Raw genomic sequence first — 26,416 nt, forward strand, 5'->3', positions numbered from 1 at the left:
GATGGTCACGCTGGCCAACCCGCCGATCTGCTCATGAGCACGCCACCGCTCGCTCCGGTCACTCGCGCAGCGCGCCCGCCGCTTGCGCACATCGCCATCGAAGGGCCGATCGGCGCGGGCAAGACCGCGCTCGCCACGCGTCTCGCCGACCGCTGGGCCATGCAGACGCTGTTCGAATCGAACGCGGACAACCCATTTCTCGAGCGGTTTTATCGCGATCCGTCGCGCCACGGCCTCGCCGCGCAGCTGCATTTTGCGCTGCAGCGCGAACGGCTCTCGCACGACGTCGCGGCACTGCGGGCCGCCGGCAAGCCGCTCGTCACGAACTTCCTCGCCGGACGCGACGACCTGTTCGCCCGCCTCACGCTAGCCGACGACGAGTTGCCGCTCTACCGCGCCCTCGCCGCCCGGCTCGCGGCGAACGCGCCGCGTCCCGATCTCGTGGTCTATCTGCAGGCGAGCCCCGAAGCACTCTACGCGCGCATCCAGAAGCGCGCGAATCCCGCCGAGCTGCCCATTTCGGACGCCTTCCTGCGTGCCCTCTGCGACAGCTACAACGAATTTTTCTATCATTACGACCACGCGCCGGTCCTGACCGTCGGCGCCGAACATCTGAACCCGCTCGACTCCGACGCGGACCTTGCGCTGATCGCCGAGCGAATCGAGACGATGCGCGGGCGCAAGGAGTCGTTCGTCAAGGGCACGCCGCGCTAGACGCGCGGCCGGCCCCTCCCCGTTTTCTCTTTCCCTACGGATTTCCCATGACTTACCTGCAGGAAACGAGCCGCAGCGCCGTGACCGTGCCCAAGCTCCAGGCCATGCGCGACGCCGGCGAAAAGATCGCGATGCTCACGTGCTACGACGCGAGCTTCTCGGCGCTCTGCGACCGTGCCGGCGTGGACGTGCTGCTGATCGGCGACTCGCTCGGCAACGTGCTGCAAGGCCACACGACCACGCTGCCCGTCTCGCTCGAAGACATCGCTTACCACACGGCCTGCGTCGCCCGCACGCAGCCCTCGGCGCTGATCGTGGCCGACCTGCCGTTCGGCACCTTCGGCACGCCCGAAGACGCGTTCGCGAGCTCCGTGAAGCTCATGCGCGCGGGCGCGCAGATGGTCAAGATCGAGGGCGGCGAATGGCTCGCGCCCACGGTGAAGAGGCTCGTGGAGCGTGCGGTGCCCGTGTGTGCGCACATCGGTCTCACGCCGCAGTCCGTGCATGCGTTCGGCGGCTTCAAGGTGCAGGGCAAGACCGAAAGCGGCGCGGCGCAGATGCTGCGCGACGCGAAGGCGCTCGAAGACGCCGGCGCGCAGCTCGTGGTGATCGAGGCGGTGCCGTCCGCGCTCGGCACGCAGGTCACGAAGCATCTGCATATTCCGACGATCGGCATCGGCGCGGGCGTCGAATGCTCGGGCCAGGTGCTCGTGCTGCACGACATGCTCGGCATCTACCCGGGCAAGCGGCCCAGGTTCGTGAAGGATTTCATGGCCGGCCAGCCGGGCATCGAAGCTGCGGTCGCCGCGTATGTGAAGGCCGTGAAGGACGGCTCGTTCCCGGCGCCCGAGCACGCGTTCCAGTAAGCGTAAGTGAAGAAGGGCGCGGGCCTCACGTGTGTGCGGCGCCGCGCCCTTTTTGTTTTTGCGGCTGCTGGCTCGCCGTCTGTCGCGTCGTCAGACGAGTCGCGCCGGTACGGCTCCGCGTAGCGCGTTGGTCAACAACAGCGCCTGCGCACGTAGAACGTCCTCGCGCGTGAGCACGCACTCCTCGGCGCCGAAGGTCTCGTCGTCGAGCAACACGCCGCGCATCACGCCCGGCAGCACGCCCGACGAAAGCGGCGGCGTCCACCACTTGCCCTCCAGCTGCACGAACACGTTCGAGCGGCCGCCTTCGGTCAGCTCGCCGCGCTCGTTGAAGAACAGCATGTCGAAGGCGCCTTCGGCCTCGGCCTCGCGCCATGCGCGGTCGAAGTCGGCGCGGCGCGTGGTCTTGCGCAGCAGCAAAACGTCGGCCGAAGCCACCGGCGCGTAACCGCGATCAGGCGCGAGCATCACGCCCACCGGTCCTTCGGGCAACGGCGCGAGCGGCGCGCTGGTCAACTGCACGTCGCCGTCTTTGCCGAGCGCCACACGCAGGCGATGAGCCGCACCCTCCGGGAACGCTGCGCAGGTCGCGGCAAGGCGCGCGCGCAACGCATCCGCATCGCAGGCGAAGCCGAGCCAGGCGGCACCGGCCGCAAGGCGTGCAAGATGGCGCTCCACATGACGCACGCCCTGCTCGCGCGTGGCATACATCGTCTCGAACAGTTCGAGGCCGGGGTCGGCCCCGGTCAGGAAGCGAGCCTTCACGCGGGTCTCCTCGTATTCGTCGGCGGCGACGCTGTCGAGCACGATGCCGCCGCCCACGCCCATCTCGCCGCGCCTTGCAGCGCCGGGGGCGCCAGCGGCTTCGAGCGTCAGCGTGCGGATCACCACCGACAGGCAGAAGTCGCCGCAGGGGTCATCGACGTGCGGGCCCGGTGGGCCGTGGGGCGCATCCAGCCAGCCGATGGTGCCCGTATAGAGCCCGCGCGGACCGTGTTCGATCGCATCGATCAGTTCCATCGTACGGTGCTTCGGCGCGCCCGTGATCGAGCCGCACGGAAAGAGCGCGCGCATGACCTCGGCGAACGAGGTGCGCTCGCGCGCCTTCCCTTCCACGGTCGAGGTCATCTGCCAGACCGAGGCATAGGGCTCCACGCTGAAGAGCGCCGGCACGCGCACCGAACCTGTCTGCGCGATGCGCGACAAATCGTTGCGCAGCAGATCGACGATCATCACGTTTTCGGCGCGATTCTTCGGGTCGTTGGCGAGGAACTGTTCGGCGGCACGGTCGGCGGCGGGATCGGCCGAACGCGCGGCCGTGCCCTTCATGGGTCGCGCGCGCAGCGTGTCGCCGTGCTTTTCGACGAAGAGCTCGGGCGAACACGAGAGCACCCAGCGGTCGCCGGGCAGCGCGATCAGCGCGCCGAACGGCACGCGCTGGCGCTCGCGCAGCCGCCGGTAGAGCGCCAGAGGCGCCCCGAACGCCTCGAACTGCAGACGATAGGTGTAGTTGACCTGATACGACTCGCCCGCGCGCAGCGCCGCGTGTACGGCCTCGATGGCATGCTCGAACTGCGTGCGATCGACGCCGAGCACCACGCCCGCAATGCCGGCCGGTGCGGGCGCCACGGCGCCCTCCTGCGCGGCAAGCCAGGCATCGGCGTCGTCGCGCGAAAAGCGCTCGCAGCGTTCGAACAATAAAAAACGCAGCGCGGCTTCGCCGGGCTGCGTTCCCAAACTATCGGCGGCGGGTGTGCGGTGCTTCGCGAACTGGAGATCGCGCCCGAAGGCGTAGTCGCCCAGAACCACGGCATGCAGCCCCCCGCGCAGGTCGCAATCGACTTCGCGGCACACCGCGTCGAGATCCTGCGGCCGGCTGCATGCGCGCTCGCGCACGAACCTCGTGTAGAGGCGACTCGTCCGGCGCGCGGCCGTCGCGCCGCCGTCGTCGAGCAGCGCGAACACCGCGCCGCCGTCATTGACTGCCATAAGCTACCTGGTGCTACCTGATGCCACGTGATGCAAACCGGCGGCGCTCCGAAGACACGCCGCCGGGCTCACACCGCTTTAGTCGAAGAAGCTCTTCACGCGGTCGAACCAGCTCTTGCTCTGCGGGCTGTGCCGCGAGCCGCCTTCCACGAGCGACTTCTCGAACTGCTGGAGCAGGTCGCGCTGCTGGTCGGTGAGCTTGACCGGCGTTTCGACCTGCACGTGCACGTACAGATCGCCGGCAATGCTCGAGCGCAGGCCCTTGATGCCCTTGCCGCGCAGGCGGAACGTCTTGCCCGACTGCGTGCCCTCGGGCACCGGGAAGGTCGCGCGGCCCGCGAGCGTCGGCACTTCGATCTCGCCGCCGAGCGCCGCCGTGGTGAACGGAATCGGCATCTGGCAGTGCAGGTCGTCGCCGTCGCGCTCGAACACCGGGTGCGACTTGATGTGAATCTCGACGTACAGGTCGCCCGACGGCCCGCCGTTGATGCCCGGCTCGCCGTTGCCGGCCGAGCGGATGCGCATGCCGTCGTCGATGCCCGCCGGAATCTTCACTTCGAGCGTCTTGGTCTCCTTCACCTTGCCCGCGCCATGGCAGTGCGTGCAGGGATCGGGGATGTAAGAGCCCGTGCCGTGGCACTTCGGGCAGGTCTGCTGGATGCTGAAAAAGCCCTGCGACATGCGCACGGAACCCGAACCGTGACAGGTCGGGCAGCTTTCCGGCTTGGTGCCGGGCTTCGCGCCCGAGCCGTGGCAGATGTCACAGGTGCTCCAGCCCGGCACGCGAATCTGCGTCTCGTAGCCGTGGGCCGCCTGCTCCAGCGTGATTTCCATGCTGTAGCGCAGGTCCGCGCCGCGATACACCTGCGGGCCGGCACGGCCGCCGCGTGCGGCACCGCCGGCCGCCTGGCCGAAGATGTCGCCGAAAATATCGCCGAAGGCATCCGCGAAACCGCCGAAACCCTGCGCGCCCGCGCCGCCCATGTTCGGATCGACGCCCGCATGCCCGTACTGGTCGTAGGCCGCGCGCTTTTGCGAGTCCGACAGCATTTCATAGGCTTCCTTCACCTCTTTGAAATGCTCTTCCGCATCCTTGTTATCCGGATTGCGGTCGGGGTGGTACTTCATCGCGAGCTTGCGATACGCCTTCTTGATTTCGTCGTCGCTCGCGTTCTTCGCGACGCCCAGAACCTCGTAGTAATCCCGTTTCGCCATATCGGTTCACCGCCGGCTACGCACGTGACGCCCGTGCCGGCTCCTCATGAATGCTGGATCTCGTGACCCGTATGCCGTCCCTCGCACCACCGGAAAACGCCGTTGCAACGTCGCCGGCAGCCCCTGTCGGGAACGGCCTCCATAAAACAAATGTGCCCGGAGAGCCGGAAGGCTCACCAGGCGTTAAGCAATGCTGCCCGCATCGTAACCGATGCGGCCGGTCTTGCGGGGAACTGCCCCGCGGCGGCGCGGACCTCCTGCGAGGTCCGCTTAAGATGCATTTCGCCGCCGCGGTTCATCCGGCGCAAGCCCGGATCGAACGACTTAGTCCTTCTTGACTTCCTTGAACTCGGCGTCCACCACGTCGTCCGCCTGGGCGCTGTCCGGGCCGCCGGCCGTTGCACCGGCTGCCGCGCCCGCTGCACCGGCCGCGCCGGCTTGCTGCGCCTGCATGTCGGCATACATCTTTTCGCCGAGCTTTTGCGAGGCGGCCGACAGTGCCTCGACCTTCGCCTCGATCGCCGCCTTGTCGGTCGACGCGCTCTTCAGCGTTTCTTCGAGGTCCTTCAGCGCGGCTTCGATCGCTTCCTTCTCGCTGGCGTCGATCTTGTCGCCGTACTCGGCCACGGCCTTCTTCGTGCTGTGCACCAGCGCGTCGCCCTGGTTGCGCGCGTCGGCCAGCTCACGCAGACGGTGATCTTCTTCCGCGTTCGCTTCGGCGTCCTTCACCATCTTCTCGATCTCGGCTTCCGAAAGACCCGAGTTCGCCTTGATCGTGATACGGTTTTCCTTGCCCGTGGCCTTGTCCTTCGCGCCCACATGCAGGATGCCGTTCGCGTCGATGTCGAAGCTCACTTCGATCTGCGGCACGCCGCGCGGTGCGGGCGGAATGCCTTCGAGGTTGAACTCGCCCAGCAGCTTGTTGCCGGCCGCCATTTCGCGCTCGCCCTGGAACACCTTGATCGTCACGGCGCCCTGGTTGTCGTCCGCCGTCGAGTAGACCTGTGCGTGCCGGGTCGGGATCGTGGTGTTCTTGTTGATCATCTTCGTCATCACGCCGCCGAGCGTCTCGATACCGAGCGAGAGCGGCGTCACGTCGAGGAGCAGCACGTCCTTGCGGTCGCCCGAGAGCACCTGGCCCTGAATCGCGGCACCGACGGCCACGGCTTCGTCCGGGTTCACGTCGCGGCGCGGGTCCTTGCCGAAGAACTCCTTCACCTTTTCCTGCACCTTCGGCATACGCGTCTGGCCGCCGACGAGGATCACGTCGTCGATGTCGCTGACCTTCACGCCTGCATCCTTGATCGCCACGCGGCACGGCTCGATGGTGCGCTCGATCAGGTCTTCGACCAGCGCTTCCAGCTTGGCGCGCGTGATCTTCAGGTTCAAGTGCTTCGGACCCGAGGCATCCGCCGTGATGTACGGCAGGTTGATTTCGGTCTGCTGGCCCGACGACAGTTCGATCTTGGCCTTTTCAGCGGCTTCCTTCAGGCGTTGCAGCGCGAGCACGTCCTTCGAGAGGTCGACGCCCTGCTCTTTCTTGAACTCGCCGATGATGTAGTCGATGATGCGCTGGTCGAAGTCTTCACCGCCGAGGAACGTGTCGCCGTTGGTCGAGAGCACTTCGAACTGCATTTCGCCGTCCACGTCCGCGATTTCGATGATCGAAATGTCGAACGTGCCGCCGCCCAGGTCGAACACGGCGATCTTGCGGTCGCCCTTTTCGGCCTTGTCCAGACCGAACGCCAGTGCGGCTGCGGTCGGCTCGTTGATGATGCGCCGCACTTCCAGACCGGCGATGCGGCCGGCGTCCTTGGTGGCCTGACGCTGGCTGTCGTTGAAGTACGCGGGAACCGTGATCACGGCTTCGGTGACCGGCTCGCCGAGGTAGTCTTCAGCGGTCTTCTTCATCTTGCGCAGCACTTCAGCGGAAACCTGCGAAGGCGCAAGGTTCTGGCCGTGCGCCTCGACCCATGCGTCGCCGTTGTCGTGCTTGACGATCTTGTAGGGCATCAGACCGATGTCCTTCTGCACTTCCTTCTCTTCGAAGCGGCGGCCGATCAGGCGCTTGACCGCGTACAGCGTGTTGCGCGGGTTCGTGACCGACTGGCGCTTGGCCGGCGCGCCGACCAGCACTTCGTTGTCGTCCATGTAGGCGATGATCGACGGCGTCGTGCGGGCGCCTTCGGAATTCTCGATCACCTTCACCTGATTGCCTTCCATCAGCGCCACGCACGAATTCGTGGTGCCGAGGTCGATACCAATGATTTTGCCCATTTAGTCAATCTCCAATTTTTGGTCGCTGTGCGGACCGCCGCTCGCGCGAGGCGTTCGCCTTGTCACGCGGGCCATCCGCTTCAATCCGGAACTGCTGCCCAAATAAGTGCCATTGCGAGGTTTTCAAGACCCCGGGGGCTATCCGGTCATTAATTTTTTTCAATCACTCGCGCCGCCAGCCCATTTGACACAGCCGATACGGCGCGCACTTTCATCCCGCTTTCGCTTTGGCTTACTTCGGCTGGGACACCGTGACGAGCGCCGGACGCAGCACGCGGTCGGCAATCACATAGCCCTTTTGCAGCACGGCGACGACGGTGTTCGGCTCCTGCTCCGAAGGCACCATCGAAATGGCCTGGTGGCGATGCGGGTCGAACTTCTCGCCGACCGGGTTGACGGCCAGCACCTTGCCCTTCTCCAGTGCGCCGGTGAGTTGCCGGAGCGTGAGCTCGACGCCCTCGCGCACCTTCGCCAGGTCGTCCGAGCCGTGCGTGACGGCCGCCTCGAGGCTGTCCACGACCGGCAGCAGATGCTCGGCGAACGTTTCGATGGCGAACTTGTGGGCCTTCTGGACGTCTTCCTGGCCACGGCGGCGCACGTTCTCGGTCTCCGCCTTCGCGCGGACGAACGCGTCCTGCAACTCGGCGATCTTCGCCTGCGCTTCGGCGAGCGCCGCGTCGGCGCCAGCCGGGGCCGCCTGACCCGCCTGAGCAGCGGCTTCGGCCGCCGCTTCGGGCTGCGCGCCCGGGGCGCCCGCCGTGCCGGTTTGCGACGTTTCGTCCGCCGGCGTGGGGTTCTGGCTCGTCGGGTTCTCTTGCGTGTTTTCCATGTCGCTGAACGTGGTTGGATAATCAAAAAGGGAGCAAAGCGCCGGGCGACTCGCCCGGCCATCCGCGCACCGTTGCTCCGGCGCGACACCCGCTTTGCGCATCGGCATTGCACATGGGCGCCGGATCGCCGAATTCAAGGGCTTCCCGCGGCTTTTTTAACAGCCCGGCAGCTTGGGAAACCACCGGTTACAACCATTACTGCGGCGCCGCAAAAATGAAATTGAGTGCGGCACGCCACTGACCTACACTCAGGAATAAGTGCTGCTCAGCGCGCGTTAACCCTTACAGCTGCTTGACAACCGGCTCACTACCCGCGCGCCGTACCCGCACTACACCGAGCTGGCCGTTTTCGCCGTGCAATTTCCCTGGGGGAGTACCGTGAAACTGACCTTTGCAATATCGGTGGTCGCGCTGGTACTCATTGCGGGAACCACCACCATCTGCATGTCGGGCGCCGTCAACGACAACACGACGGAATATGGCGGCATTCATGCCACCATGGAAGCGCTCTTCAATCCTCACGCCCAAGTTTGTCGATAGTGCGGCGATCGCGCTTGGTCGGCCGCCCGTGCAGCACGGCGGCAGGCTCGCGAAAGAGACGCCGCCGCTCCTGTTCCGCCGTGCGTCGCGCGCGCCCCTGCTCTGTTTCCGCATAGAGCGTCTGCGCAATGCTGGCCGGGCCGCGCACGTCGCAGAGCCCCAGCACTTCCACTTCCCAGAGCACATGATCGATCTCGATTTCGACGAGGTCGCCCACCCGCACGTCCTTCGAAGCCTTGACCGACTCGCCGCCGATGCGCACGTGGCCCTTGCCAACGGCGTCCGAGGCGAGCGAACGGGTCTTGAAAAAGCGCGCGGCCCAGAGCCACTTGTCGATGCGCAGGCGCGCGGACGGGTCGGTCGAGATCTTGTAGTTCATGGGTCGGAGGATGATTCGCGGCCGGTACGCGGCTCAGGCAAGCGCGCCCGCCGGCACGCTCGCCTGCACCGGCCAGCCCTGCAGGTTCTGCGCCACGATTTCGCCAAGCGCCGCAATCCACGCCGGCGAGGCATTCAGGCACGGGATGCGGTGAAACTCCTTGCCGCCGCCGTGCACGAATTCATCGCGCACCTCCATGCCGATTTCCTCGATCGTTTCGAGGCAATCCGCCGTGAATCCGGGACAAAACACGTCGGCGCGCCGCACACCGCCTTGCCCAAGCTCGCGCAGGGTGGGCGCGGTGTAGGGCTGAAGCCACTGCGCACGGCCAAAGCGCGACTGGAACGTCACGCGGCACTCCACCGGGCTGAGTTCGAGCGCGTGCATGAGGAGCGAGGCGGTCTGCTGGCACTGGTCGTGATAAGGGTCGCCCAGGTCGAGCGTGCGGCTCGGCACGCCGTGAAAGCTCAAAACGAGGCGGTCGCCCGCCGCGAAATCGGGCCGGCCGTGCGCCTGCCAGTAATGCTGGACCTGCGCCGCGAGCGCCGAGATATAGGCCGGATGGTCGTGGTACGCACGCACCGTGCGCACTTCCGGCTGGTTGCGCATGCGGCCGAGCGCGGCGAACGCGGCGTCGAACGCCGTGGCCGTGGTGGAGGCCGAGTACTGCGGATACATGGGCACGAGCAGGACGCGCTCCGCGCCCGCCAGCTTGAGCTGGGTGAGCATCGCGGGGATATCCGGCGTGCCGTAGCGCATGGCGTAATCGACGATCACGGCGTAGTCGTTCGCGTGCAGCAGATGGCGCAGCGCATCGGCCTGCTTCTGCGTATGGACGCGCAGCGGCGAGCCTTCGGGCGTCCAGACGGCCGCGTACTTCTTTGCCGAGGAGCGCCCGCGCAGCGGCAGGATCAGCGCGCGCAGGATCACCTGCCAGATGGCTGCGGGGATCTCCACCACGCGCGGGTCCGAGAGAAACTGCGCCAGATAGCGGCGCACCGCGCGCGGCGTAGGCGCGTCCGGCGTGCCGAGATTGATCAGCAGCACCGCGACGCGATGCGCGACGGCAGACTGAAGGGGCCGCTCCAGATCGAAACGCATAGGCGATCAGTGGCGCCGCGCTTCACGCGCAGCAACGGTTGCACAAGGGAATCATTATAGCGGGCGGGGGGTGTCTGCCCACCTGGCCGTTCGGCTGACCACGCAGCTGACCCCGCGACTGGCCATCTGGCCAATGGCGCGCCGCACGCGCTTGCCCGATGATGGAGGCGCGATCAGTTCTGGCTGAGCGTGAGCGAAAGGAGGCGCGCGGTGATGTCCACAATGGGAATCACGCGGTTGTACGCCATGCGGGTCGGGCCGATCACGCCCAGTGTGCCTACGATCTTGCCGTTCACCTCGTACGGCGCGGTCACGACGCTCATTTCCTCGATCGGCACGAGATTCGATTCGCCGCCTATGAAGATCTGCACGCCCTGCGCGTGGCTCGAGACGTCGAGCAGTTGCAGGAGGCTCGTCTTCTGGTCGAACACGTCGAAGAGCTTGCGCAGCCGCGCCATGTCCGACGACAGATCGGCCACTTCGAGCAGATTGCGCTCGCCCGAAATCAGCACGGTCTCGCCGGTATCGGCTTCGTCGGTGCTGGCCGTGACCGCGGCGTGCATGAGCGTGGTCATGTCGCCGCGCAGCGCATCGATTTCCTCGCGCAGGCGCTGGCGCACTTCGTCGAACGAGAGGCCCGCGAAATGCGCGTTGATGTAATTCGAGGCTTCGATCAGCTCGGACGGAGAAAAGTCGCGCTGCGTCGCCATGATGCGGTTCTGCACGTCGCCTTCGGGCGTCACGATGATGAGCAGGATGCGCTTGTCCGACAGGCGCATGAACTCGATCTGCTTGAACACGTGGCTGCGGCGCGGCGTCAGCACCACGCCCGCGAACTGCGAAAGATTGGACAGCACGCTCGCCGCGGCCGCCACCACCTTTTGCGTCTCGCCCGGGCGCAGCGTGGTCTTGACGGCACGGGTCACCGCGTCCTCGTCGGCGGAGGGCTCGACGGTCAGCATCGTGTCGACGAAAAGACGGTAGCCGCGCGGGGTGGGCACGCGCCCCGCCGAGGTGTGCGGGCTGGACACGAGCCCCAGCTCCTCCAGGTCCGACATGACGTTGCGGATCGTCGCCGGGCTCAGCTCCAGGCCGGAATAGCGCGACAGCGTGCGCGAGCCGACCGGCTGACCTTCGGCGATGTAGCGCTCGATCAGCGTTTTGAGGAGGGTTTGTGCGCGGGGATCTAGCATGACTGAAAATTCTAGCCTAATGGCGGGCCGGCCGCGAGTGCGCCCCGGGCCATCGGCGGCCTGCGGCGGTGCTCGCGGGCGGCGGGAGCGGCCGGAGGTCGTCGGGGGTGGCAATCCGGGGCGCTGTCATCACCCCCGCTGTCATCACCGCGTCACCGATTTTATCGGCAAATGCGCGAGGCGCCGCCGCTCCCGGGCGGCCCCGCACGCCAGAGGCCGCAGCGGCAGGCGCCAGGTTCTTTTCGCGACCTGACTATGGTGTAATGCCGGCATGCAAATCCACAAGATCCAGAGCCAGTTCAAGACTGTCGCGCTTGTCGGGCGCAGCAACACGCAAGGCATCGGCGAGCCGCTGATGTCGCTCGCCCAGACCATTTCGAAGCTCGGCTTCGACGTGGTGTTCGAGGCGCAGACGGCCCAGGAGATCGGCGCCGCCGGCTACCCCGCGCTGCAGGCCGCCGAGATCGGCGCGCGCGCGGACGTGGCCGTGGTGCTGGGCGGCGACGGCACGATGCTCGGCATCGGACGCCAGCTCGCGCCCTACCGCACTCCGCTCATCGGCATCAACCACGGCCGGCTCGGCTTCATCACCGACATTCCGTTCTCGGACATGCAGGAAGTCGTGCCGCAGTTACTCGCGGGCTCGTTCGAGCGCGAAGAACGCACGCTGCTGGAGTCGCGCATCACGCGCGACGGCGACCCGATCTACCACGCACTCGCGTTCAACGACGTGGTGGTGAACCGCAGCGGCTTCTCGGGCATGCCGGAGCTGCGCGTGAACGTGGACGGCCGCTTCATGTACAACCAGCGCTCGGACGGCCTGATCGTCGCGACGCCCACCGGCTCCACCGCGTACGCGCTCTCTTCACAGGGGCCGATCCTGCATCCGCAGTTGCAGGGCATCGTGCTCGTGCCGATCGCACCGCACGCGCTCTCGAACCGCCCGATCGTGCTGCCCGACGATTGCAAGGTCAGCATCCAGATCGTCGCGGGCCGCGACGTCAACGTGAACTTCGACATGCAGTCGTTCACCTCGCTCGAACTCGGCGACGTGATCGAGGTGCGCCGCTCGCGCCACACGGTGCCCTTCCTGCATCCGGTGGGCTACAGCTACTACGCTACGCTGCGCAAGAAGCTGCACTGGAACGAACACCCGTCGCTGCAGGGCGACCCCGAAGACTGACCAGGCGAGCGCGCCCGCCACGCCCTGTGCCCCGTATCCAGCGCCCCGCCTCCACGCCAACCGCCAGCAGCCCGACTCCCGCACCCATGCTCCGCCATCTCTCGATTCGCGACTTCGTGATCGTCGCGGCGCTCGACCTCGAATTCGACAACGGCTTTTCCGTCTTCTCCGGCGAAACCGGCGCGGGCAAGTCCATCCTGATCGACGCGCTCGCGCTCACGCTCGGCGCCCGCGCCGATGCAGGCGTGGTGCGCACCGGCGCGGCGCGCGCCGACATCACCGCCGAATTCGACGTTCCGCCCCACGTCCTCGCCTGGCTCGACGAGCAGGCCCTCGCCAGCCCCGACGGGGAGAGCACCGCGATGCTGCGCCGCGTGGTGGACAGCGGCGGCCGCTCGCGGGCGTTCATCAACGGCACGCCGGCCACGCTCGCGCAGTTGCGCGAAGTGGGCGAAATGCTGGTCGATATCCACGGCCAGCACGCGCACCAGTTGCTGATGCGGCCCGACGCCCAGCGCGAACTGTTCGACACCCACGCGGGCCTCACCGAACTCGCCGCCGCGACCACGCGCGCCTGGCGCCTCACGCGCGACGCCCGCCAGGCGGTGGAAACCGCCCAGTCGCGCGATCGCGAGCTGCAGCTCGAGCGCGAGCGCCTCGCGTGGCAGCTCGCCGAGCTCGACAAGCTCGCGCCGCAGCCGGGCGAATGGGAAGAGATCAACGCGGAGCACAACCGGCTCTCGCATTCGGCCAACCTGATCGAAGGCGTGCAGGCTGCGCTCGCCGCGCTCTCCGAATCCGACGAGGCGATGATCTCGCACCTGAACGGCGTCGTCTCGAAACTGCGCGACCTCGCGGAAATCGATCCCGCGCTCGGCGACGCGCTCGCCGCGCTCGAACCCGCCGCGATTCAGCTGCAAGAGGCCGCGTATTCGCTGTCGCACTATGCGCAGCGGCTCGAACTCGATCCCGAGCGTCTCGCGCAGGTCGAAAAGCGCCTGGACGCACTGCATTCGGCGGCACGCAAATTCCGTCTGAAGGCGGAAACGCTGCCCGAAGAACACGCGGCGCGGCGCATGCAACTCGCGCAGCTCGACGCCGCGGCCGACCTCGACGGCCTGCGCGCCGCCGCGGATCGTGCCCACGAAGCGTATCTCGTCGAAGCGAAGCAGCTATCGAAGGCGCGCGCAAAGGCGGCGAAGGCGCTCGGCGCGGCGGTCACGCAGGGCATGCAGGAACTCTCGATGGCGGGCGGCAGCTTCGAAGTCGCGCTCATGCCCATCGGCAACGGCGAAAGCGGCGGCGCCCACGGGCTGGAGCAGATCGAATTTCGCGTGGCCGGTCACGCGGGCGTGCCGCTGCGGCCGCTCGCGAAGATCGCGTCGGGCGGCGAACTCGCGCGGATCAGCCTCGCGCTCGCCGTGATCGCAAGCGCCGCGAGCCCGACGCCCACGCTGATCTTCGACGAAGTGGACACCGGCATCGGCGGCGGCGTCGCGGAAGTGGTCGGCCGGCTGCTGCATCAACTCGGGCGCGAGCGCCAGGTGCTCTGCGTCACGCACCTGCCGCAGGTGGCGGCGCGCGGCGATCACCACTTCCAGGTGTCGAAGTCCGGCGACGGCAACGGCGGCACGATTTCGGTCGTCACACCGCTCGACAAGCCGGGGCGTGTGGAGGAAGTGGCGCGCATGCTGGGCGGCCTCGAAATTACGGCCACCACGCGGCGGCATGCGAAGGAAATGCTGGCCGCGTGAGGAAAGGAGAAGCGGGGCAAGAGGGCTGCGCGGCTTTCACGCCCTTTATTCGAACTATTCGCCCCCATTCGCCCCATTCGACTCCATTCGCCCCCTTAATTTAGCCCTTCAATTTGCCCCCGCCAGTCCGAATTTAGGTCTATATTTAGACCCATCAAGTTACCGGACGGAACGGGACACGGCCATGAAGCCCAGCCAGGTCAAGCCCATCAGTTATCTCAAGAGCCATGCAGCGGAAATCGTCCGCGACATTACGGAGAGCCGCGAACCCATGTTGATTACGCAGAACGGCGAAGCGAAAGTTGTCGTGCAAGATGCGCAGGCCTACGAGGACCTTCAGCAGACTGTCGCACTCCTGAAGATTCTCGCCATGGGTCGCCAGGAGATCACAACCGGCAAGCTCACACCCGCGAGCGACGTGTTCGCCGAACTCGAGCGCATGGACCGCGACGAAGGGCTCGAATGAAGAAGGTGGTGTTTCTCCAGTCCGCGCGCGCCGAGCTGCTCGAACTGAGGCGCTACCTTATCGCGAAATTCGGTGCGCAAAGCTGGCTTGAAACACGCAGGACGATCGAAGGCGCCGTGGCGCAAATCGAGGCATTCCCGCTCAAAGGTCATACGCCCCCGGAGTTGCGCGACCTGGGGATGACCGACTACTACCAGGTGATCTGCGGCATGAACCGTATCGTCTATCAGGTCGACGGCAAGGTGGTCTATCTGCACCTGATCGTCGATACGCGCCGCGATCTCAAAGCCGTGCTCGCGCAACGGCTCTTCCAGTTGTAGCCGTTGCAGCTTGCGGCGCCCCCCACGGGCAATCGGGCCCAGCCCCCGCGTTCTCAGCCCCGCTCCCCAAACACCCGCTGCCACAGCCCCAGCACCGCCGCTCGCTCGCCCTCCACACGCTCGGGCTCCACGCGCGCCTTTTCCATGCCGTCCAGCCGCAGCTGATGCTGCAGCTTGCGATAAAGGCGATACGCGGAACCGATCGTCTCGGCCTCCTCCTCGCTCATGAGCCCGAAGCGCGACACCTCGCGCAGCAACGCAATGTTGCCCGTGTTGCGGATCAGCTCGGGATCCCGGGCCGCGTGCAGCAGCACCCAGTACTGCACGAGAAACTCGATATCGACCATGCCGCCGCGGTCGTGCTTGAGGTCGAACAGCTCGGTCCGGTTCGGATGGCCGTCCTCCACGCGCTGGCGCATCTCGACGATCTCCTTCGCGAGCGGCGCCGCATCGCGCGGCGTGGTGAGCACCTGCACGCGAATCGCCTCGAAGGCGGCGCCGATCGCCGCGTCGCCCGCCGAAAAGCGCCCGCGCGTGAGCGCCTGGTGCTCCCAGACCCACGCCGTATTCGCCGCGTCGCCCTCGCGCAGCTGGTAGCGGCGGAACGAATCGAGATCGGTGACGAGCAGCCCCGACTCGCCGTTCGGCCGCAGCCGCAGATCGACGTCGAAGAGCGTGCCCGCGCCGGTGGCCGTCGTGAGCCACGTGATGAGGCGGCGCGCGAACATCGCGTAGATCTCGGCGGCGCTCTCGTGGTCGTCGTCGTAGAGGAAGATCAGGTCGAGATCGGAGGCGTAGCCCAGCTCCTTGCCGCCCAGCTTGCCGTAGGCGATGGCCGCGAAACGCGGCACCTCGCGGTGGCGCTTCGCGAACTGCTGCCAGACCGTTTCGATGGTCACGTCGAGCACGGCGTCCGCGAGTTCCGAGAGCCGGTCGCTCACGTGCTCGACCGAAAGGCGGCCCGCCAGGTCGTTGAGCAGGATGCGGAAGACCTCGGCCTGATGCGCGTGGCGCAGCAGGTCCATCTGCTGCTCCAAGTCGGCCGCCGCCGCGAGGCGCGCGCGCAACAGGCGCGAGAACTCGGGCCAGTCGAACGGCGTGGCGATGGCTTCGTCGTCGAGCAGCTCGTCGAGCAGTTGCGGATGGCGGATCAGGTAGCCCGCCGCCCAGCGCGAGGCGCCCAGCACTTTCAGCACGCGGCTGAGCGCATCCGGGTATTCCGTGAGGAGCGCGAGATAGGCGCCGCGCCGGCTCACCGCGTCGAGCAGGTCGAACATGCGTGCGAGCGTGTCGCCGCGGCGGGCGCGCGGCTCCAGCGTGCGCGCCGCTTCGAGCGCGCGCTGCGCCACGCGGTCGAAGCGCTGGCGGCTCTTCTCGGGCAGCCCCGCATAACGCGACGATTGCCACAGCCCGCGCAGCCGTGCGATGAGCGGCGCCGGGTCGTCGATGCCGAGCTCCGAGAGACGTTCGAGCAGTTCGTCGTCGGTGCCCTCTTCCGCCAGCACGGGGCTCCACACCCACGCAGCCGCACCGTCTTCGCGCGCGGTGCAACTGCGGTCCACGCCCGCCTTGTCGGCGAAGATCTGGTCGAACTGGCGCTCCACCCTGTCGCGGTGCCCTTCGAGCGTCGCCATCAGCGCCGCGTAGTCGTCGAAGCCCATCGCGTCCGCCAGCGCCGCGCGCTCGGCCGGATCGACGGGCATCGCGTGGGTCTGGGCGTCGTCGCGGTATTGCAGGCGGTGCTCGAGTTCGCGCAGAAAGTCATAGGCGCGCGTGAGGTCCGCGCACACGTCCGGCGCGATCAGGCCACGCGCCGCCGCGTAGCCGAGCACGGCGAGCGTCGGCCGCACGCGAAAGCCCGCGTCCTGGCCGCCGCGGATCAGCTGGAACACCTGGGCGCTGAATTCGATCTCGCGGATGCCGCCGCGCCCGAGCTTGATGTCGTCGGCCTTGTCGGGACGCATGTGGGCGCGGCGCTGCGCTTCGTGGCGGATCTGCACGTGCAGCGAGCGGATCGCGCTGATCACGCCGAAGTCGAGATAGCGGCGATAGACGAAGGGCTTCACGAGCGCGTCGAGCTGGGCGGCGAGGCGCTGCGCGCTCTCGCTGTCTTCCTCGGAGACGAGCCGCCCCTTGATCCACGCGTAGCGCTCCCACTCGCGGCCCTGCACGTAGAAGTATTCTTCGAGCATGCCGAGGCTGCCCACGAGCGGCCCCGAGTCGCCGTTCGGGCGCAGCCGCATGTCCACGCGGAACACAAAGCCGTCGGCGGTCACGTCGTTCAGGGCCGCGATCAGCCGTTTGCCCACGCGCGTGAAGAAGTCCTGCGTGGCGATCGGCGAGCGCTGGCCGCCCGCGGTTTCGCCGTCGTCCTCGTAGACGAAGATCAGGTCGATATCCGAGGAGACGTTCAGCTCGCGCCCACCCAGCTTGCCCATGCCCACCACGCCGAGCGTGAGACGCTCGCCGTTCGGGCCGCGCGGCTCGCCGTAGAGCGTTTCGAGGTCCGCCGTGACCACGGCGAGCGCGCGCTGGATTGCGACTTCGGCGAGATCGGTCATCGCGCCCGTGACTTCGGCCACATCCGCCACGCGCCCGAGGTCGCGCTCCATCACCGCGCAGATCGCTTCCACGCGCAGCTGGCGCAGTGCCTTCTTGAGCTGGTCGTCGGTCAGCGCAACGGATGCGGTTGCGTCAGGTACGCCACCTGCTTGCGCACACAGCGCATCGAGCCGCGCGACGATGCGCTCGCGCGTGAGCGGCGCGGCGGCAAGCGCCGCGACCTGCTGGGCAAGACCGGGCCGCGCCGCATAAGCGCGCGCCGCATAACGGGAATAACGGGAACTGAGGAGAGGAATGTCGTCGGTCATGAAGGCCTGGCTCGCTTGGGGCGTGGTGTCTGCGGCACGCGCAAGACGCGCGGCGCCGGCCATCCAGGCATCTCCCGATGGCCGGCGCCGCGGCCCCATGTGATACATTTCGTGGTCAGAACGCAACGCTACCATACCCCACCCGCAGCAGCATGTCCGAGCGAAACGATCCCGCCGGTCCGCATCCAGCCGGACATGCCACCCGGGAAGCCCCGGATGCGCCCGGGCACCACCACCCGGTGCTGCGCCACACGCTGCGTGTGCTCGCGGTCTTCGCGCTGATCCTCTACTTCATCGTCGCCGCCCTCCTGCTCGGGCTGCGTTATGTCGTACTGCCGCATATCGACGACCTGCGGCCGCGCATCGAAACACTCGTCTCCTCGAAGATTCACGCCGAGTTCCGCATCGGCAAGCTCGCGCCGCACTGGCTCGGCTTTCAGCCCGGCATCGACGTGACCGGCCTCACGATCCGCGACCGCCACGGCAATCTCGCGCTGAACGTGCCGCACGCCACGGCCACGGTCTCCTGGCGCTCGCTCGTCTCGTGGGAGCTGCTGCTCTCGAGCGTGCTCGTCGAACGCCCCGACGTGCTGATCGCCCGCGAAGACGACGGCACGCTCACGGTGGCCGGCGTGCCCGTGCCCACCACCCACACGGGCAACGCGACCTTCACGACCTGGCTCATGCGCCAGCAGGCCATCGTGCTGCGCGGCGGCACGCTGCGCTGGCACGACGCCACCCGCGACGTGCCCGATCTCGGGCTCCACGACATCCGCCTCGCGATCCTCAACGACGGCTACGACCACCGCGTCGCGCTGCAGGCGCCGAGCGAAGGCACGGTGCTCGACGGCCCGCTCGACTTCCGCGCGCACTTCACCCATGCGCGCTTCTCGCAGGCCGGCAAGCCCGCCGACTGGAGCGGCAACGCGTATCTCTCAACAGGTCCCGTCGATCTGCCGACGCTCGCCCGCTACGTGAAGCTGCCGATCGCCACTTATGCAGGGCGCATCGACAACGCGATCTGGGCGCACTTCGCTTCGGGCCGCCTGCTCTCGGCCAACGGCGTGCTCGACGGCACCCGCATCGCGCTGCAGGTGCGGCCCACGCAGCCGCGCCTCCTGTTGCCCGTCGCGCATTTCCAATGGCGCGTGGGCGTGCAGCCCGGCGATTACACGCTCGCGCTGCGCGACTTTCACGCCGAGCTCGGCGAGCCGCCGCTCGACGACGGCACGCCGCTCACGCGCACGCTCGCGCTCACCACGCTCGACGCGCGCTTCAGGCAGCAGTCGCTCCAGCACGGCCAGCTTTTCAGCGTGGCGGGCGACCGCATCGACCTCGGCATCCTCGCCGAATTCATGCGCGCGCTGCCGCTGCCGGGCCGCGCGCTGGGCGCGCTCGTGCGCTTCAATCCGCAAGGCCTCGTGGCGAACTACGAACTGGCGCTCGAGCGCGCGGCGCCCGAAGCCGGCGAAGCGGCCACCGAGCAGCGCACGCCCGTTGCCGAGCCGGTCATTCACTACCGCTTCAAGGGCGACCTGCAGGGCATCAGCGTGGCCGCGCAGGAACCGGGGCCGGGCCTCACGCCGCGCGGCCACCCGCGCGCGGGCCTGCCCGGCTTCGAAAACCTCTGGGGCCACATCGACGCGGACGAGGCGCACGGCACGATCCAGTTCGACACGGCCCAAGCGGCCGTGACGCTGCCGGGCGTGTTCGACAACCCGCGCCTCACCTTCGACCGGCTCTACGGCGCCGGCAAGTGGACCGTGGCGGCGAAGCGCGGGCCGGGCGACACGCACAAGGCCTTCGAAGTCGATGTCAGCGAGCTGGGCATCGCCAACGAGGATGCCCGGGCGAAGATGACGGCCCGCTACTCGAACCCGGGACACGGACGCGGCGCGCTCGACCTCACGGCGAACTTCGAGTCGGCCCAGGTGAAGGCGATCCCCCGCTACCTGCCGACGAGCCTGTCCGAAAAAGTCCGCACCTACCTCGGCCATGGGCTGCAAGCCGGCATCTCGAAGGGCGCGACGATCGAGATCCACGGCGACCTCACGCTCTTCCCCTATTCGCGCGCGCCCGATGCCGGGCAGTTCCGCATCGTCGCGCCGTTCACGGGCGGCCGCTTCGACCCGTCGCCGTTCCCGCCCAAGACGCTCAAGAACGGCGCGCCGAATGTCTGGCCCGCGTTCGACGGAATCGACGGCGTGTTCACGCTCAAGGAAAACAAGCTGCGCTTCGACGTCGCGCGCGGCCACTACCGCGACTTCGTGCTGCACGACGTGAGCGGCCGCATCGACGACCTCGGCACGAAGGGCTCCGACCTCTTCATCAGCGGCGCCGGCCGCGGGCCGCTCGCGGACCTGCTCGACTACGCGGACAACAGCTCGATCGGCTACGTGTCGAAGCACGCCACGGCGAAGGTGCGTGCGCAAGGACCGGCCACGTTCGCGCTCAAGCTCACGATCCCGCGCGTGCCCAAGCCCAAGGTGCAACTGGCGGGCACCATCGGCTTCGAGGGCGACCGGCTCGTGGCCGACAACGTGCCGCCCGTCTCGAACCTGACCGGCAAGGTCCATTTCACCAACCGCAGCGCGCAGGTCCAGCAGCTCGGCGCGACCTTTCTCGGCGGGGCGCTGCGCGCCAACGGCGGACTGAGCGAAGACGGCCGCTATGCGCTCGACGTCTCGGGCAACGTCGCCGTCGATGCGGCGCGCGGGCTCAATCTGCACGGCACGGCGGCGGCCGTGCTCGGCCGCATGGGCGGCGCAGCCCCCTACTCGCTCTCGGTGCGCGGCACGAAGGGCCACCTGCCGGACGTGAAGGCGTCCTCGGACCTCACCGACCTCGCGCTGGACCTGCCCGCTCCGTTCGGCAAGACCGCGGGCACGCCGATGCCGCTGCGCTTCGAGATCCAGCCGGGCGCGGGCGACGGCAGCGATACCGGCCCATCCGCAGCGGACGCGAGCGCCTTCCAGCATGCGGACATGACGCTCGGACCGCTCACGGCGCGCTACGTGCTGCGGCGCCAGCCGGGGCACGTGCCCGACGTGGTGCGCGGCGCGATCGCGATGAACCGGCCGGCCGACCTGCCCTCCGAGGGCGTGACGGCCGCCATCGAGATGCCGACCTTCGACGCCGATGCGTGGCGGCGCGTCGTGCAGGAGATCCGCGGCAGTGCGGCGGCCAGCGCGGTGGCGGCGGCTTCGGCGCCGGGCGCATCGGACGCGCGGGTCGCGGCGGTGCCGGCCTCATCCGCGGCTTCGTCCGTGGCTTCGTCCGTGTCGTCATCCGGGGCTCCGGCCAACGCCGCCGCGGCATCGGGCGCGTCGGCCACCGCAGCCGCCACCGCCGCGGCACCGGCCCAGAGCGCCTCGAGCGCGACAGCCGCCGCCCCCACCGACACGGCCTCGGCCGCAGCCGCAGCCGAAGTCATGCCCGGCGGCGCATTCGCCCAATACCTGCCGTCGCGCTTCGCGGTCCACGTCGGCACGCTCACGCTGCTCAAGCGACACTGGGAAAACGTGGTCGTCGGCGCGACGCGCAGCGGCAAGGACTGGCAGGCCAACCTCGCGTCGAGCCAGGTGTCGGGCCATCTCTCCTGGAAGCCGGGTGCGGTTCCGGGCACGCCCGGCACGCTCGAAGCGCGTCTTGCGCGCCTCGTGGTGCCCGCCGCCACCGAAAACGACCTGCTCGGCCAGGCCATTTCGCAGCCGGTGCAGAACATGCCCGCCATCGACCTCGTCGTGAACCAGTTGATCGTGCGGGGCCGCGACTTCGGCCGGCTGCAGGTCAATGCGCACAACTTCGACGAGAACGGCGTGCCGGTCTGGCAGCTCGACGCGCTAGACATCAGCAACCCGGCCGCGCACCTGAGCGCCACGGGCAACTGGCGCACCATCGGCGACGTCGGCCCCGGCGACGAATCGGCCACGCCGCGCCGCACGGCGCTCGACTTCCGCCTCGACATCCAGGACGCGGGCGCGCTGCTCGAGCGCGCCGGCATGCCGCGCACGCTCAAGGGCGGCGAAGGCACGCTCTCGGGCAAGATGGACTGGCACGGCGGCCCGACGAAGCTCGACTACCCGACGCTCAACGGCAGCCTCGCCGTCGACCTGCACCACGGCCAGATCCTCAAGGTCGATCCGGGCGTGGCGAAGCTCCTCGGCGTGCTGAGCCTGCAAAGCCTCGCGCGCTACGCGAGCATGGACTTCCGCGACGTGATCGGCGAAGGGCTGCCCTTCACGAGCATCACGGGCACGGGGCAGATCGTGGACGGCCTCGCCCGCACGAACGACTTCAAGCTCGTCACCGCCCCCGCGCGCGCGCAGATGACCGGCACCGTCGATCTCGCCCACGAAAGCCAGGACCTGCACGTGCACGTGGTGCCGACGCTCAGCGCCGGCGCCGGCGTGATCGCCGCGGCCGTGATCAATCCGCTGCTGGGTCTGGGCGCCCTCGTCGCCGACTTTGCGCTCTCGCACACCGTCGAATCGGCGTTCGCACTCGACTACGCCATCACGGGCTCGTGGTCCAAACCGCACGTCGAGCGGCTGCACGGCGATCAGGGTAAGATGGACGCACAGGCGCCGGCCGCGGCGCATTGAGCGCGCGCGCGTTTTATTGCGCTTTGTTGCGTTTTGCTGCGTTCAAGCGCATCTGGACGCGTTTGGCCCTTTTTGGCCTGAACCCGCCGCCCGCGCCCCGCATTCCGAGCCAATTCACGATCCGTCGATGAGCGATTCCCCGAACACGCCCTTTCGCGTTGCCGCCTTGCAGATGGTGAGCACGCCCGATCGCGAGCGCAATCTGGCCGAAGCCGGGCGCCTGATCGAGGAAGCCGCCGGCGACGGCGCGCGCCTCGTGTTACTGCCCGAATATTTCTGCTTCATGGGCCACAAGGACAGCGACAAGCTCGCCATCCGCGAACCCTACGGCGACGGCCCGATCCAGCGGTTTCTCGCCGAAGCGGCGCTCAAACACGATGTCTGGATCATCGGCGGCACGCTGCCGCTGCTCGTGCCGGACCCCGCGGCCGGGGAAAACCGCGTCCTGAATACGACGCTCGTGTTCGATCCGCGCGGCGAAGAAGTCGCGCGTTACGACAAGATCCACCTCTTCAACTTCGAAAAAGGTGCGGAATCGTTCGACGAAGCGCGCACGATCCGCCCCGGCACCGAGGTGCGCACCTTCGAGGCGCCGTTCGGCCGGGTGGGTCTCTCGGTCTGCTACGATCTGCGCTTTCCCGAGCTCTACCGCCGCATGGGCGACTGCGCGCTGATGGTGGTGCCCTCCGCGTTCACCTACACCACCGGCCGCGCCCACTGGCAGATCCTGCTGCGCGCCCGGGCGATCGAGAACCAGTGCTACGTGCTGGCCGCCGCGCAAGGCGGCGAGCACGAAAACGGCCGCCGCACCTGGGGCCACAGCATGCTGATCGACCCGTGGGGCGAAGTGATGGACGTGCGCGACGAAGGCCCCGGCGTGGTGGCCGGCGAAATCGAAGCCGAGCGCATCGCCTCCGTGCGCGCGAGCCTGCCCGCGTGGCGGCATCGCGTGCTCGACTGCGGCTGAGCGGGCGGGCCGCGCCTTGATAAAGCGCGGGGCCGCCCGAAACTACCGGACACGACCCGACACGACCCAGCAGTACTCCATAGCACCAACAGCACCCACGGACTCTCCCTACTGCACGCATGAACATCATCGAACCCGGCATTCGCAATCTGGCGACCGCGAAGGACCTGCTCCTCGCGCCCTACGGCCTCGACGAGGCAGTGCTCACGCGCACGCTCGGCGAGATCTTCACGCACCGCGTCGATTACGCCGATCTCTACTTCCAGACCACGCGCAGCGAAGCCTGGAGCCTCGAGGAAGGCATCGTGAAGTCGGGCAGCTTCAGCATCGACCAGGGTGTCGGCGTGCGCGCCGTATCCGGCGAGCGCACGGCGTTTGCTTATTCCGACGACCTCTCGCCCGAGGCGATCCGCCAGGCGGCCATCGCCACGCGCTCGATCGCGAGTGCCGGCGGCGGCAAGCAGAAGATCAAGGTGGCAAGCGCCTTCAAGGGCATCGCCGGCCGCGATCTGTATCTGCCTTCGGACCCGCTGAGCTCGCTCGACGCCACCGAAAAGGTCAAGCTGCTGGAGCGCATCGAGCAGATGGCCAAGGGCCGCGACCCGCGCATCACCCAGGTGATGGCGGCGCTCGCCGGCGAATACGACGTCGTGCTCGTCGCGCGCAGCGACGGCGCGCTCGCCGCGGATATCCGCCCGCTCGTGCGCGTTTCGGTCACGGTGATCGCCGAGCAGAACGGCCGCCGCGAGATCGGCAACGGCGGCGGCGGCGGCCGCTTCGACTACGGCTATTTCACCGACGACGTGCTCTCGAAATACGTCGACGACGCCGTGCACTCGGCGCTCGTCAACCTGGAGGCGCGCCCCGCCCCCGCCGGCGCGATGACCGTCGTGCTCGGGCCGGGCTGGCCCGGCGTGCTGCTGCACGAGGCGATCGGCCATGGTCTCGAGGGCGACTTCAACCGCAAGGGCTCGTCAGCGTTCGCGGGGCGCATCGGCGAGCAGGTGGCCGCGAAGGGCGTCACCGTGGTGGACGACGGCACGCTGCCCAACCGCCGCGGCTCGCTCAACATCGACGACGAAGGCAACCCCACGCAGTGCACGACGCTGATCGAGGACGGCATTCTCAAGGGCTACATCCAGGACTCGCTCAACGCGCGCCTCATGAAGATGCCCGTGACCGGCAACGCGCGCCGCGAGTCCTACGCCGCCCTGCCGATGCCGCGCATGACCAATACGTACATGCTCAACGGCGACAAGGATCCGCAGGAAATCATCGCGTCGGTCAAGAACGGCCTCTATGCGGTGAACTTCGGCGGCGGCCAGGTCGACATCACGAACGGCAAGTTCGTGTTTTCGGCCTCCGAGGCCTACATGATCGAGAACGGCAAGATCTCGTATCCGGTGAAGGGCGCCACGCTGATCGGCAGCGGCCCCGAGTCGCTCAAGTACGTGAGCATGATCGGCAACGACATGAAACTCGACTCCGGCGTGGGCGTGTGCGGGAAAGAGGGGCAGAGCGTGCCGGTGGGCGTGGGCCAGCCGACGCTGCGCATCGACCGCATGACCGTGGGCGGCACCGTCTGATTTCGTGCATGCCGATGCGGAAATTCCGCATCGGCATGCAGGTTTTCTGCATCCAGGTCATTTTTTGCGCGGATGTCACGCGTTTTTGCAGCGCAGCGCTTGCCAGCGCCGGCTTGATCGGGTTATAAAGGCAATCACCCTTTTCGACGAAACGCACGTTTCCAGAGACTTTCGGTCATCGTATCCGCCATGTTCGCCACGAAGTTTTACTTTTACTTCTTTTGGTATCTCAGACCGCTGGCGGATCGAGAGGGTTGATAGCACGCGCAGGACCCCGAATACACGAGAAACCGCCAGCCAAGTCTGGCGGTTTTTTTTCGTCCTTACCGACCACACCGACTTTCGAGCCGCAATTTTCATCTAACCGCTTTTGAGGCACCGTCCGCGCCGCCACCATTGATCGACGCCGACACGCTACACGACAGGATCAGGAGAAAACCACCATGCCCCCGCACAATACCGACGATGTCCGCATCCGGGAACTGAAAGAACTCACGCCGCCCGCGCACCTGATCCGCGAATTCCCGTGCTCGGAAGCCGCCTCGACGCTGATCTACGAAACGCGACAGGCGCTGCACCGCATCCTGCACGGCATGGACGACCGCCTGATCGTGATCGTCGGGCCATGTTCGATCCACGACACCAAAGCCGCAATCGACTACGCGCAGAAGCTGCAGCCGCTGCGCAAGCGCTTCGCGGGCGAGCTCGAAATCGTGATGCGCGTGTACTTCGAGAAGCCGCGCACGACGGTGGGCTGGAAGGGTCTCATCAACGACCCGTACCTCGACAACAGCTTCAAGATCAACGACGGCCTGCGCACCGCGCGCGAGCTGCTCGTCGCCATCAACGAACTGGGCCTGCCCGCCGGCACCGAGTACCTCGACATGATCAGCCCGCAGTACATCGCCGATCTGGTGTCGTGGGGCGCCATCGGCGCACGCACGACCGAGTCGCAGGTGCACCGCGAACTGGCCTCGGGCCTCTCGTGCCCGGTGGGCTTCAAGAACGGCACGGACGGCAACGTGAAGATCGCCGTCGATGCGATCAAGGCCGCTTCGCAGCCGCACCATTTCCTCTCGGTGACGAAGGGCGGCCACTCGGCCATCGTCTCGACCGCCGGCAATGAGGACTGCCACGTAATTCTGCGCGGCGGCAAGACGCCGAACTACGACGCGCAAAGCGTGAACGACGCGTGCGCCGACATCGGCAAGGCCGGCCTCGCCGCGCGCCTGATGATCGACGCGAGCCACGCGAACAGCGAGAAGAAGCCCGAGAACCAGATTCCGGTGTGTGCCGACATCGGCCGCCAGCTCGCCGCCGGCGACGAGCGCATCATCGGCGTGATGGTCGAGTCGCATCTCGTGGCGGGCCGCCAGGACCTCAAGGAAGGTTGCGCGCTCACCTACGGCCAGAGCATCACCGACGGCTGCATCGGCTGGGACGAGAGCGTGGGCGTGCTCGAAGGGCTCGCGGAAAGCGTCAAGCAGCGCCGTGTCGCGCGCGGCAGCGGCAACTGAACCGGGTTGTCGAACTGAGCCGCGCTTGACGAGCGCGCCGCAGGC

The 26,416-nt window shown here is 67.6% G+C and carries 19 protein-coding genes; 11 read left to right on the plus strand and 8 right to left on the minus strand.

Annotated features, from left to right (window positions below; translation table 11 throughout):
* Nucleotides 1-33 precede the first annotated feature (33 nt).
* Both U5760_RS05005 and panB read left to right on the plus strand, forming a co-directional pair.
* On the plus strand, nt 34-714 hold the full coding sequence (locus tag U5760_RS05005) for a deoxynucleoside kinase (protein ID WP_322010071.1): 681 nt from the start codon (nt 34-36) through the stop codon (nt 712-714).
* Nucleotides 715-761: 47 nt separating this feature from the next.
* Nucleotides 762-1,580: a 3-methyl-2-oxobutanoate hydroxymethyltransferase gene (gene panB / locus U5760_RS05010; RefSeq protein ID WP_322010072.1), complete on the plus strand. Its 819-nt coding sequence runs from the start codon at nt 762-764 to the stop codon at nt 1,578-1,580.
* Nucleotides 1,581-1,670: 90 nt separating this feature from the next.
* On the opposite strand, the gene pabB is transcribed toward panB, so the two are convergent.
* From pabB to grpE, 4 genes are all read right to left on the minus strand, one after another.
* Nucleotides 1,671-3,569 (minus strand): aminodeoxychorismate synthase component I, encoded by a 1,899-nt coding sequence (pabB, locus tag U5760_RS05015; protein WP_322010073.1) that lies wholly within the window; start codon nt 3,567-3,569, stop codon nt 1,671-1,673.
* A gap of 78 nt (nt 3,570-3,647) precedes the next feature.
* Nucleotides 3,648-4,784 carry a molecular chaperone DnaJ gene (gene dnaJ / locus U5760_RS05020; RefSeq protein WP_028226592.1) on the minus strand — a complete coding sequence of 379 codons (1,137 nt, stop codon included), beginning with the start codon at nt 4,782-4,784 and terminating at the stop codon, nt 3,648-3,650.
* A gap of 324 nt (nt 4,785-5,108) precedes the next feature.
* Nucleotides 5,109-7,061 carry a molecular chaperone DnaK gene (dnaK, locus tag U5760_RS05025; RefSeq protein ID WP_322010074.1) on the minus strand — a complete coding sequence of 651 codons (1,953 nt, stop codon included), beginning with the start codon at nt 7,059-7,061 and terminating at the stop codon, nt 5,109-5,111.
* Nucleotides 7,062-7,293: 232 nt separating this feature from the next.
* Entirely contained in the window at nt 7,294-7,890 is a 597-nt protein-coding gene (gene grpE / locus U5760_RS05030; RefSeq protein ID WP_322010075.1) for a nucleotide exchange factor GrpE, read from the minus strand.
* Nucleotides 7,891-8,269: 379 nt separating this feature from the next.
* Here grpE and U5760_RS05035 point away from each other — a divergent pair, with 379 nt between their 5' ends.
* Nucleotides 8,270-8,431: a hypothetical protein gene (locus tag U5760_RS05035; protein WP_169742640.1), complete on the plus strand. Its 162-nt coding sequence runs from the start codon at nt 8,270-8,272 to the stop codon at nt 8,429-8,431.
* Here the strand turns inward: U5760_RS05035 and U5760_RS05040 are convergent.
* From U5760_RS05040 to hrcA, 3 genes are all read right to left on the minus strand, one after another.
* Complete coding sequence (locus U5760_RS05040) at nt 8,403-8,810, minus strand: RNA-binding S4 domain-containing protein (protein WP_322010076.1); 408 nt, start codon at nt 8,808-8,810, stop codon at nt 8,403-8,405. The two genes, U5760_RS05035 and U5760_RS05040, sit on opposite strands and share 29 nt — an antisense overlap.
* Before the next feature lie 33 nt (nt 8,811-8,843).
* The gene (gene hemH / locus U5760_RS05045) at nt 8,844-9,911 is read right to left on the minus strand and encodes a ferrochelatase (RefSeq protein WP_322010078.1); all 1,068 of its coding nucleotides are present in this window, start codon (nt 9,909-9,911) and stop codon (nt 8,844-8,846) included.
* 173 nt (nt 9,912-10,084) lie between these two features.
* Nucleotides 10,085-11,104 carry a heat-inducible transcriptional repressor HrcA gene (gene hrcA / locus U5760_RS05050; protein ID WP_322010079.1) on the minus strand — a complete coding sequence of 340 codons (1,020 nt, stop codon included), beginning with the start codon at nt 11,102-11,104 and terminating at the stop codon, nt 10,085-10,087.
* A 271-nt stretch (nt 11,105-11,375) separates the two neighbouring features.
* Between hrcA and U5760_RS05055 the strand changes: the two genes are divergently transcribed.
* The 4 genes from U5760_RS05055 (at nt 11,376) to U5760_RS05070 (ending at nt 14,827) form a co-directional block, all read left to right on the plus strand.
* The gene (locus U5760_RS05055; RefSeq protein WP_322010081.1) at nt 11,376-12,287 is read left to right on the plus strand and encodes an NAD kinase; all 912 of its coding nucleotides are present in this window, start codon (nt 11,376-11,378) and stop codon (nt 12,285-12,287) included.
* 86 nt (nt 12,288-12,373) lie between these two features.
* Nucleotides 12,374-14,041, plus strand: a complete 1,668-nt coding sequence (gene recN / locus U5760_RS05060; RefSeq protein ID WP_322010082.1) for a DNA repair protein RecN — start codon at nt 12,374-12,376, stop codon at nt 14,039-14,041.
* Between the two features lie 184 nt (nt 14,042-14,225).
* A complete protein-coding gene (locus U5760_RS05065) occupies nt 14,226-14,507 on the plus strand; it encodes a type II toxin-antitoxin system Phd/YefM family antitoxin (protein WP_322010083.1) in 282 nt (93 codons plus the stop codon).
* Complete coding sequence (locus U5760_RS05070) at nt 14,504-14,827, plus strand: type II toxin-antitoxin system RelE/ParE family toxin (protein WP_322010084.1); 324 nt, start codon at nt 14,504-14,506, stop codon at nt 14,825-14,827. The genes U5760_RS05065 and U5760_RS05070 overlap by 4 nt, the downstream gene beginning before the upstream one ends.
* A 53-nt stretch (nt 14,828-14,880) precedes the next feature.
* On the opposite strand, the gene glnE is transcribed toward U5760_RS05070, so the two are convergent.
* Nucleotides 14,881-17,697: a bifunctional [glutamate--ammonia ligase]-adenylyl-L-tyrosine phosphorylase/[glutamate--ammonia-ligase] adenylyltransferase gene (gene glnE / locus U5760_RS05075; protein ID WP_322011052.1), complete on the minus strand. Its 2,817-nt coding sequence runs from the start codon at nt 17,695-17,697 to the stop codon at nt 14,881-14,883.
* Nucleotides 17,698-17,849: 152 nt separating this feature from the next.
* Here glnE and U5760_RS05080 point away from each other — a divergent pair, with 152 nt between their 5' ends.
* The 4 genes from U5760_RS05080 to aroG all read left to right on the plus strand — a co-directional run bounded on the left by U5760_RS05080 (nt 17,850) and on the right by aroG (nt 26,371).
* Complete coding sequence (locus U5760_RS05080) at nt 17,850-22,301, plus strand: YhdP family protein (RefSeq protein WP_322010085.1); 4,452 nt, start codon at nt 17,850-17,852, stop codon at nt 22,299-22,301.
* A gap of 127 nt (nt 22,302-22,428) precedes the next feature.
* Nucleotides 22,429-23,268, plus strand: a complete 840-nt coding sequence (locus U5760_RS05085) for a carbon-nitrogen hydrolase family protein (protein ID WP_322010086.1) — start codon at nt 22,429-22,431, stop codon at nt 23,266-23,268.
* 119 nt (nt 23,269-23,387) lie between these two features.
* Nucleotides 23,388-24,854: a metalloprotease TldD gene (gene tldD / locus U5760_RS05090; protein WP_322010087.1), complete on the plus strand. Its 1,467-nt coding sequence runs from the start codon at nt 23,388-23,390 to the stop codon at nt 24,852-24,854.
* A gap of 443 nt (nt 24,855-25,297) precedes the next feature.
* A complete protein-coding gene (gene aroG / locus U5760_RS05095) occupies nt 25,298-26,371 on the plus strand; it encodes a 3-deoxy-7-phosphoheptulonate synthase AroG (protein WP_322010088.1) in 1,074 nt (357 codons plus the stop codon).
* Nucleotides 26,372-26,416: the final 45 nt, after the last annotated feature.

The sequence above is a fragment of the Paraburkholderia sp. J12 genome (genome assembly GCF_905220215.1).
In the GTDB taxonomy this organism is placed as follows: domain Bacteria; phylum Pseudomonadota; class Gammaproteobacteria; order Burkholderiales; family Burkholderiaceae; genus Paraburkholderia.

Excerpts from the sequence above, each read along its gene's own strand:
- U5760_RS05005 (WP_322010071.1), top strand. The coding sequence starts at position 34 with ATGAGCACGCCACCGCTCGCTCCGGTCACTCGCGCAGCGCGCCCGCCG.
- panB (WP_322010072.1), top strand. The coding sequence starts at position 762 with ATGACTTACCTGCAGGAAACGAGCCGCAGCGCCGTGACCGTGCCCAAG.
- pabB (WP_322010073.1), bottom strand. The coding sequence starts at position 3,569 with ATGGCAGTCAATGACGGCGGCGCGGTGTTCGCGCTGCTCGACGACGGC.
- dnaJ (WP_028226592.1), bottom strand. The coding sequence starts at position 4,784 with ATGGCGAAACGGGATTACTACGAGGTTCTGGGCGTCGCGAAGAACGCG.
- dnaK (WP_322010074.1), bottom strand. The coding sequence starts at position 7,061 with ATGGGCAAAATCATTGGTATCGACCTCGGCACCACGAATTCGTGCGTG.
- grpE (WP_322010075.1), bottom strand. The coding sequence starts at position 7,890 with ATGGAAAACACGCAAGAGAACCCGACGAGCCAGAACCCCACGCCGGCG.
- U5760_RS05040 (WP_322010076.1), bottom strand. The coding sequence starts at position 8,810 with ATGAACTACAAGATCTCGACCGACCCGTCCGCGCGCCTGCGCATCGAC.
- hemH (WP_322010078.1), bottom strand. The coding sequence starts at position 9,911 with ATGCGTTTCGATCTGGAGCGGCCCCTTCAGTCTGCCGTCGCGCATCGC.
- hrcA (WP_322010079.1), bottom strand. The coding sequence starts at position 11,104 with ATGCTAGATCCCCGCGCACAAACCCTCCTCAAAACGCTGATCGAGCGC.
- U5760_RS05055 (WP_322010081.1), top strand. The coding sequence starts at position 11,376 with ATGCAAATCCACAAGATCCAGAGCCAGTTCAAGACTGTCGCGCTTGTC.
- recN (WP_322010082.1), top strand. The coding sequence starts at position 12,374 with ATGCTCCGCCATCTCTCGATTCGCGACTTCGTGATCGTCGCGGCGCTC.
- U5760_RS05065 (WP_322010083.1), top strand. The coding sequence starts at position 14,226 with ATGAAGCCCAGCCAGGTCAAGCCCATCAGTTATCTCAAGAGCCATGCA.
- U5760_RS05070 (WP_322010084.1), top strand. The coding sequence starts at position 14,504 with ATGAAGAAGGTGGTGTTTCTCCAGTCCGCGCGCGCCGAGCTGCTCGAA.
- glnE (WP_322011052.1), bottom strand. The coding sequence starts at position 17,697 with ATGACCGACGACATTCCTCTCCTCAGTTCCCGTTATTCCCGTTATGCG.
- U5760_RS05080 (WP_322010085.1), top strand. The coding sequence starts at position 17,850 with ATGTCCGAGCGAAACGATCCCGCCGGTCCGCATCCAGCCGGACATGCC.
- U5760_RS05085 (WP_322010086.1), top strand. The coding sequence starts at position 22,429 with ATGAGCGATTCCCCGAACACGCCCTTTCGCGTTGCCGCCTTGCAGATG.
- tldD (WP_322010087.1), top strand. The coding sequence starts at position 23,388 with ATGAACATCATCGAACCCGGCATTCGCAATCTGGCGACCGCGAAGGAC.
- aroG (WP_322010088.1), top strand. The coding sequence starts at position 25,298 with ATGCCCCCGCACAATACCGACGATGTCCGCATCCGGGAACTGAAAGAA.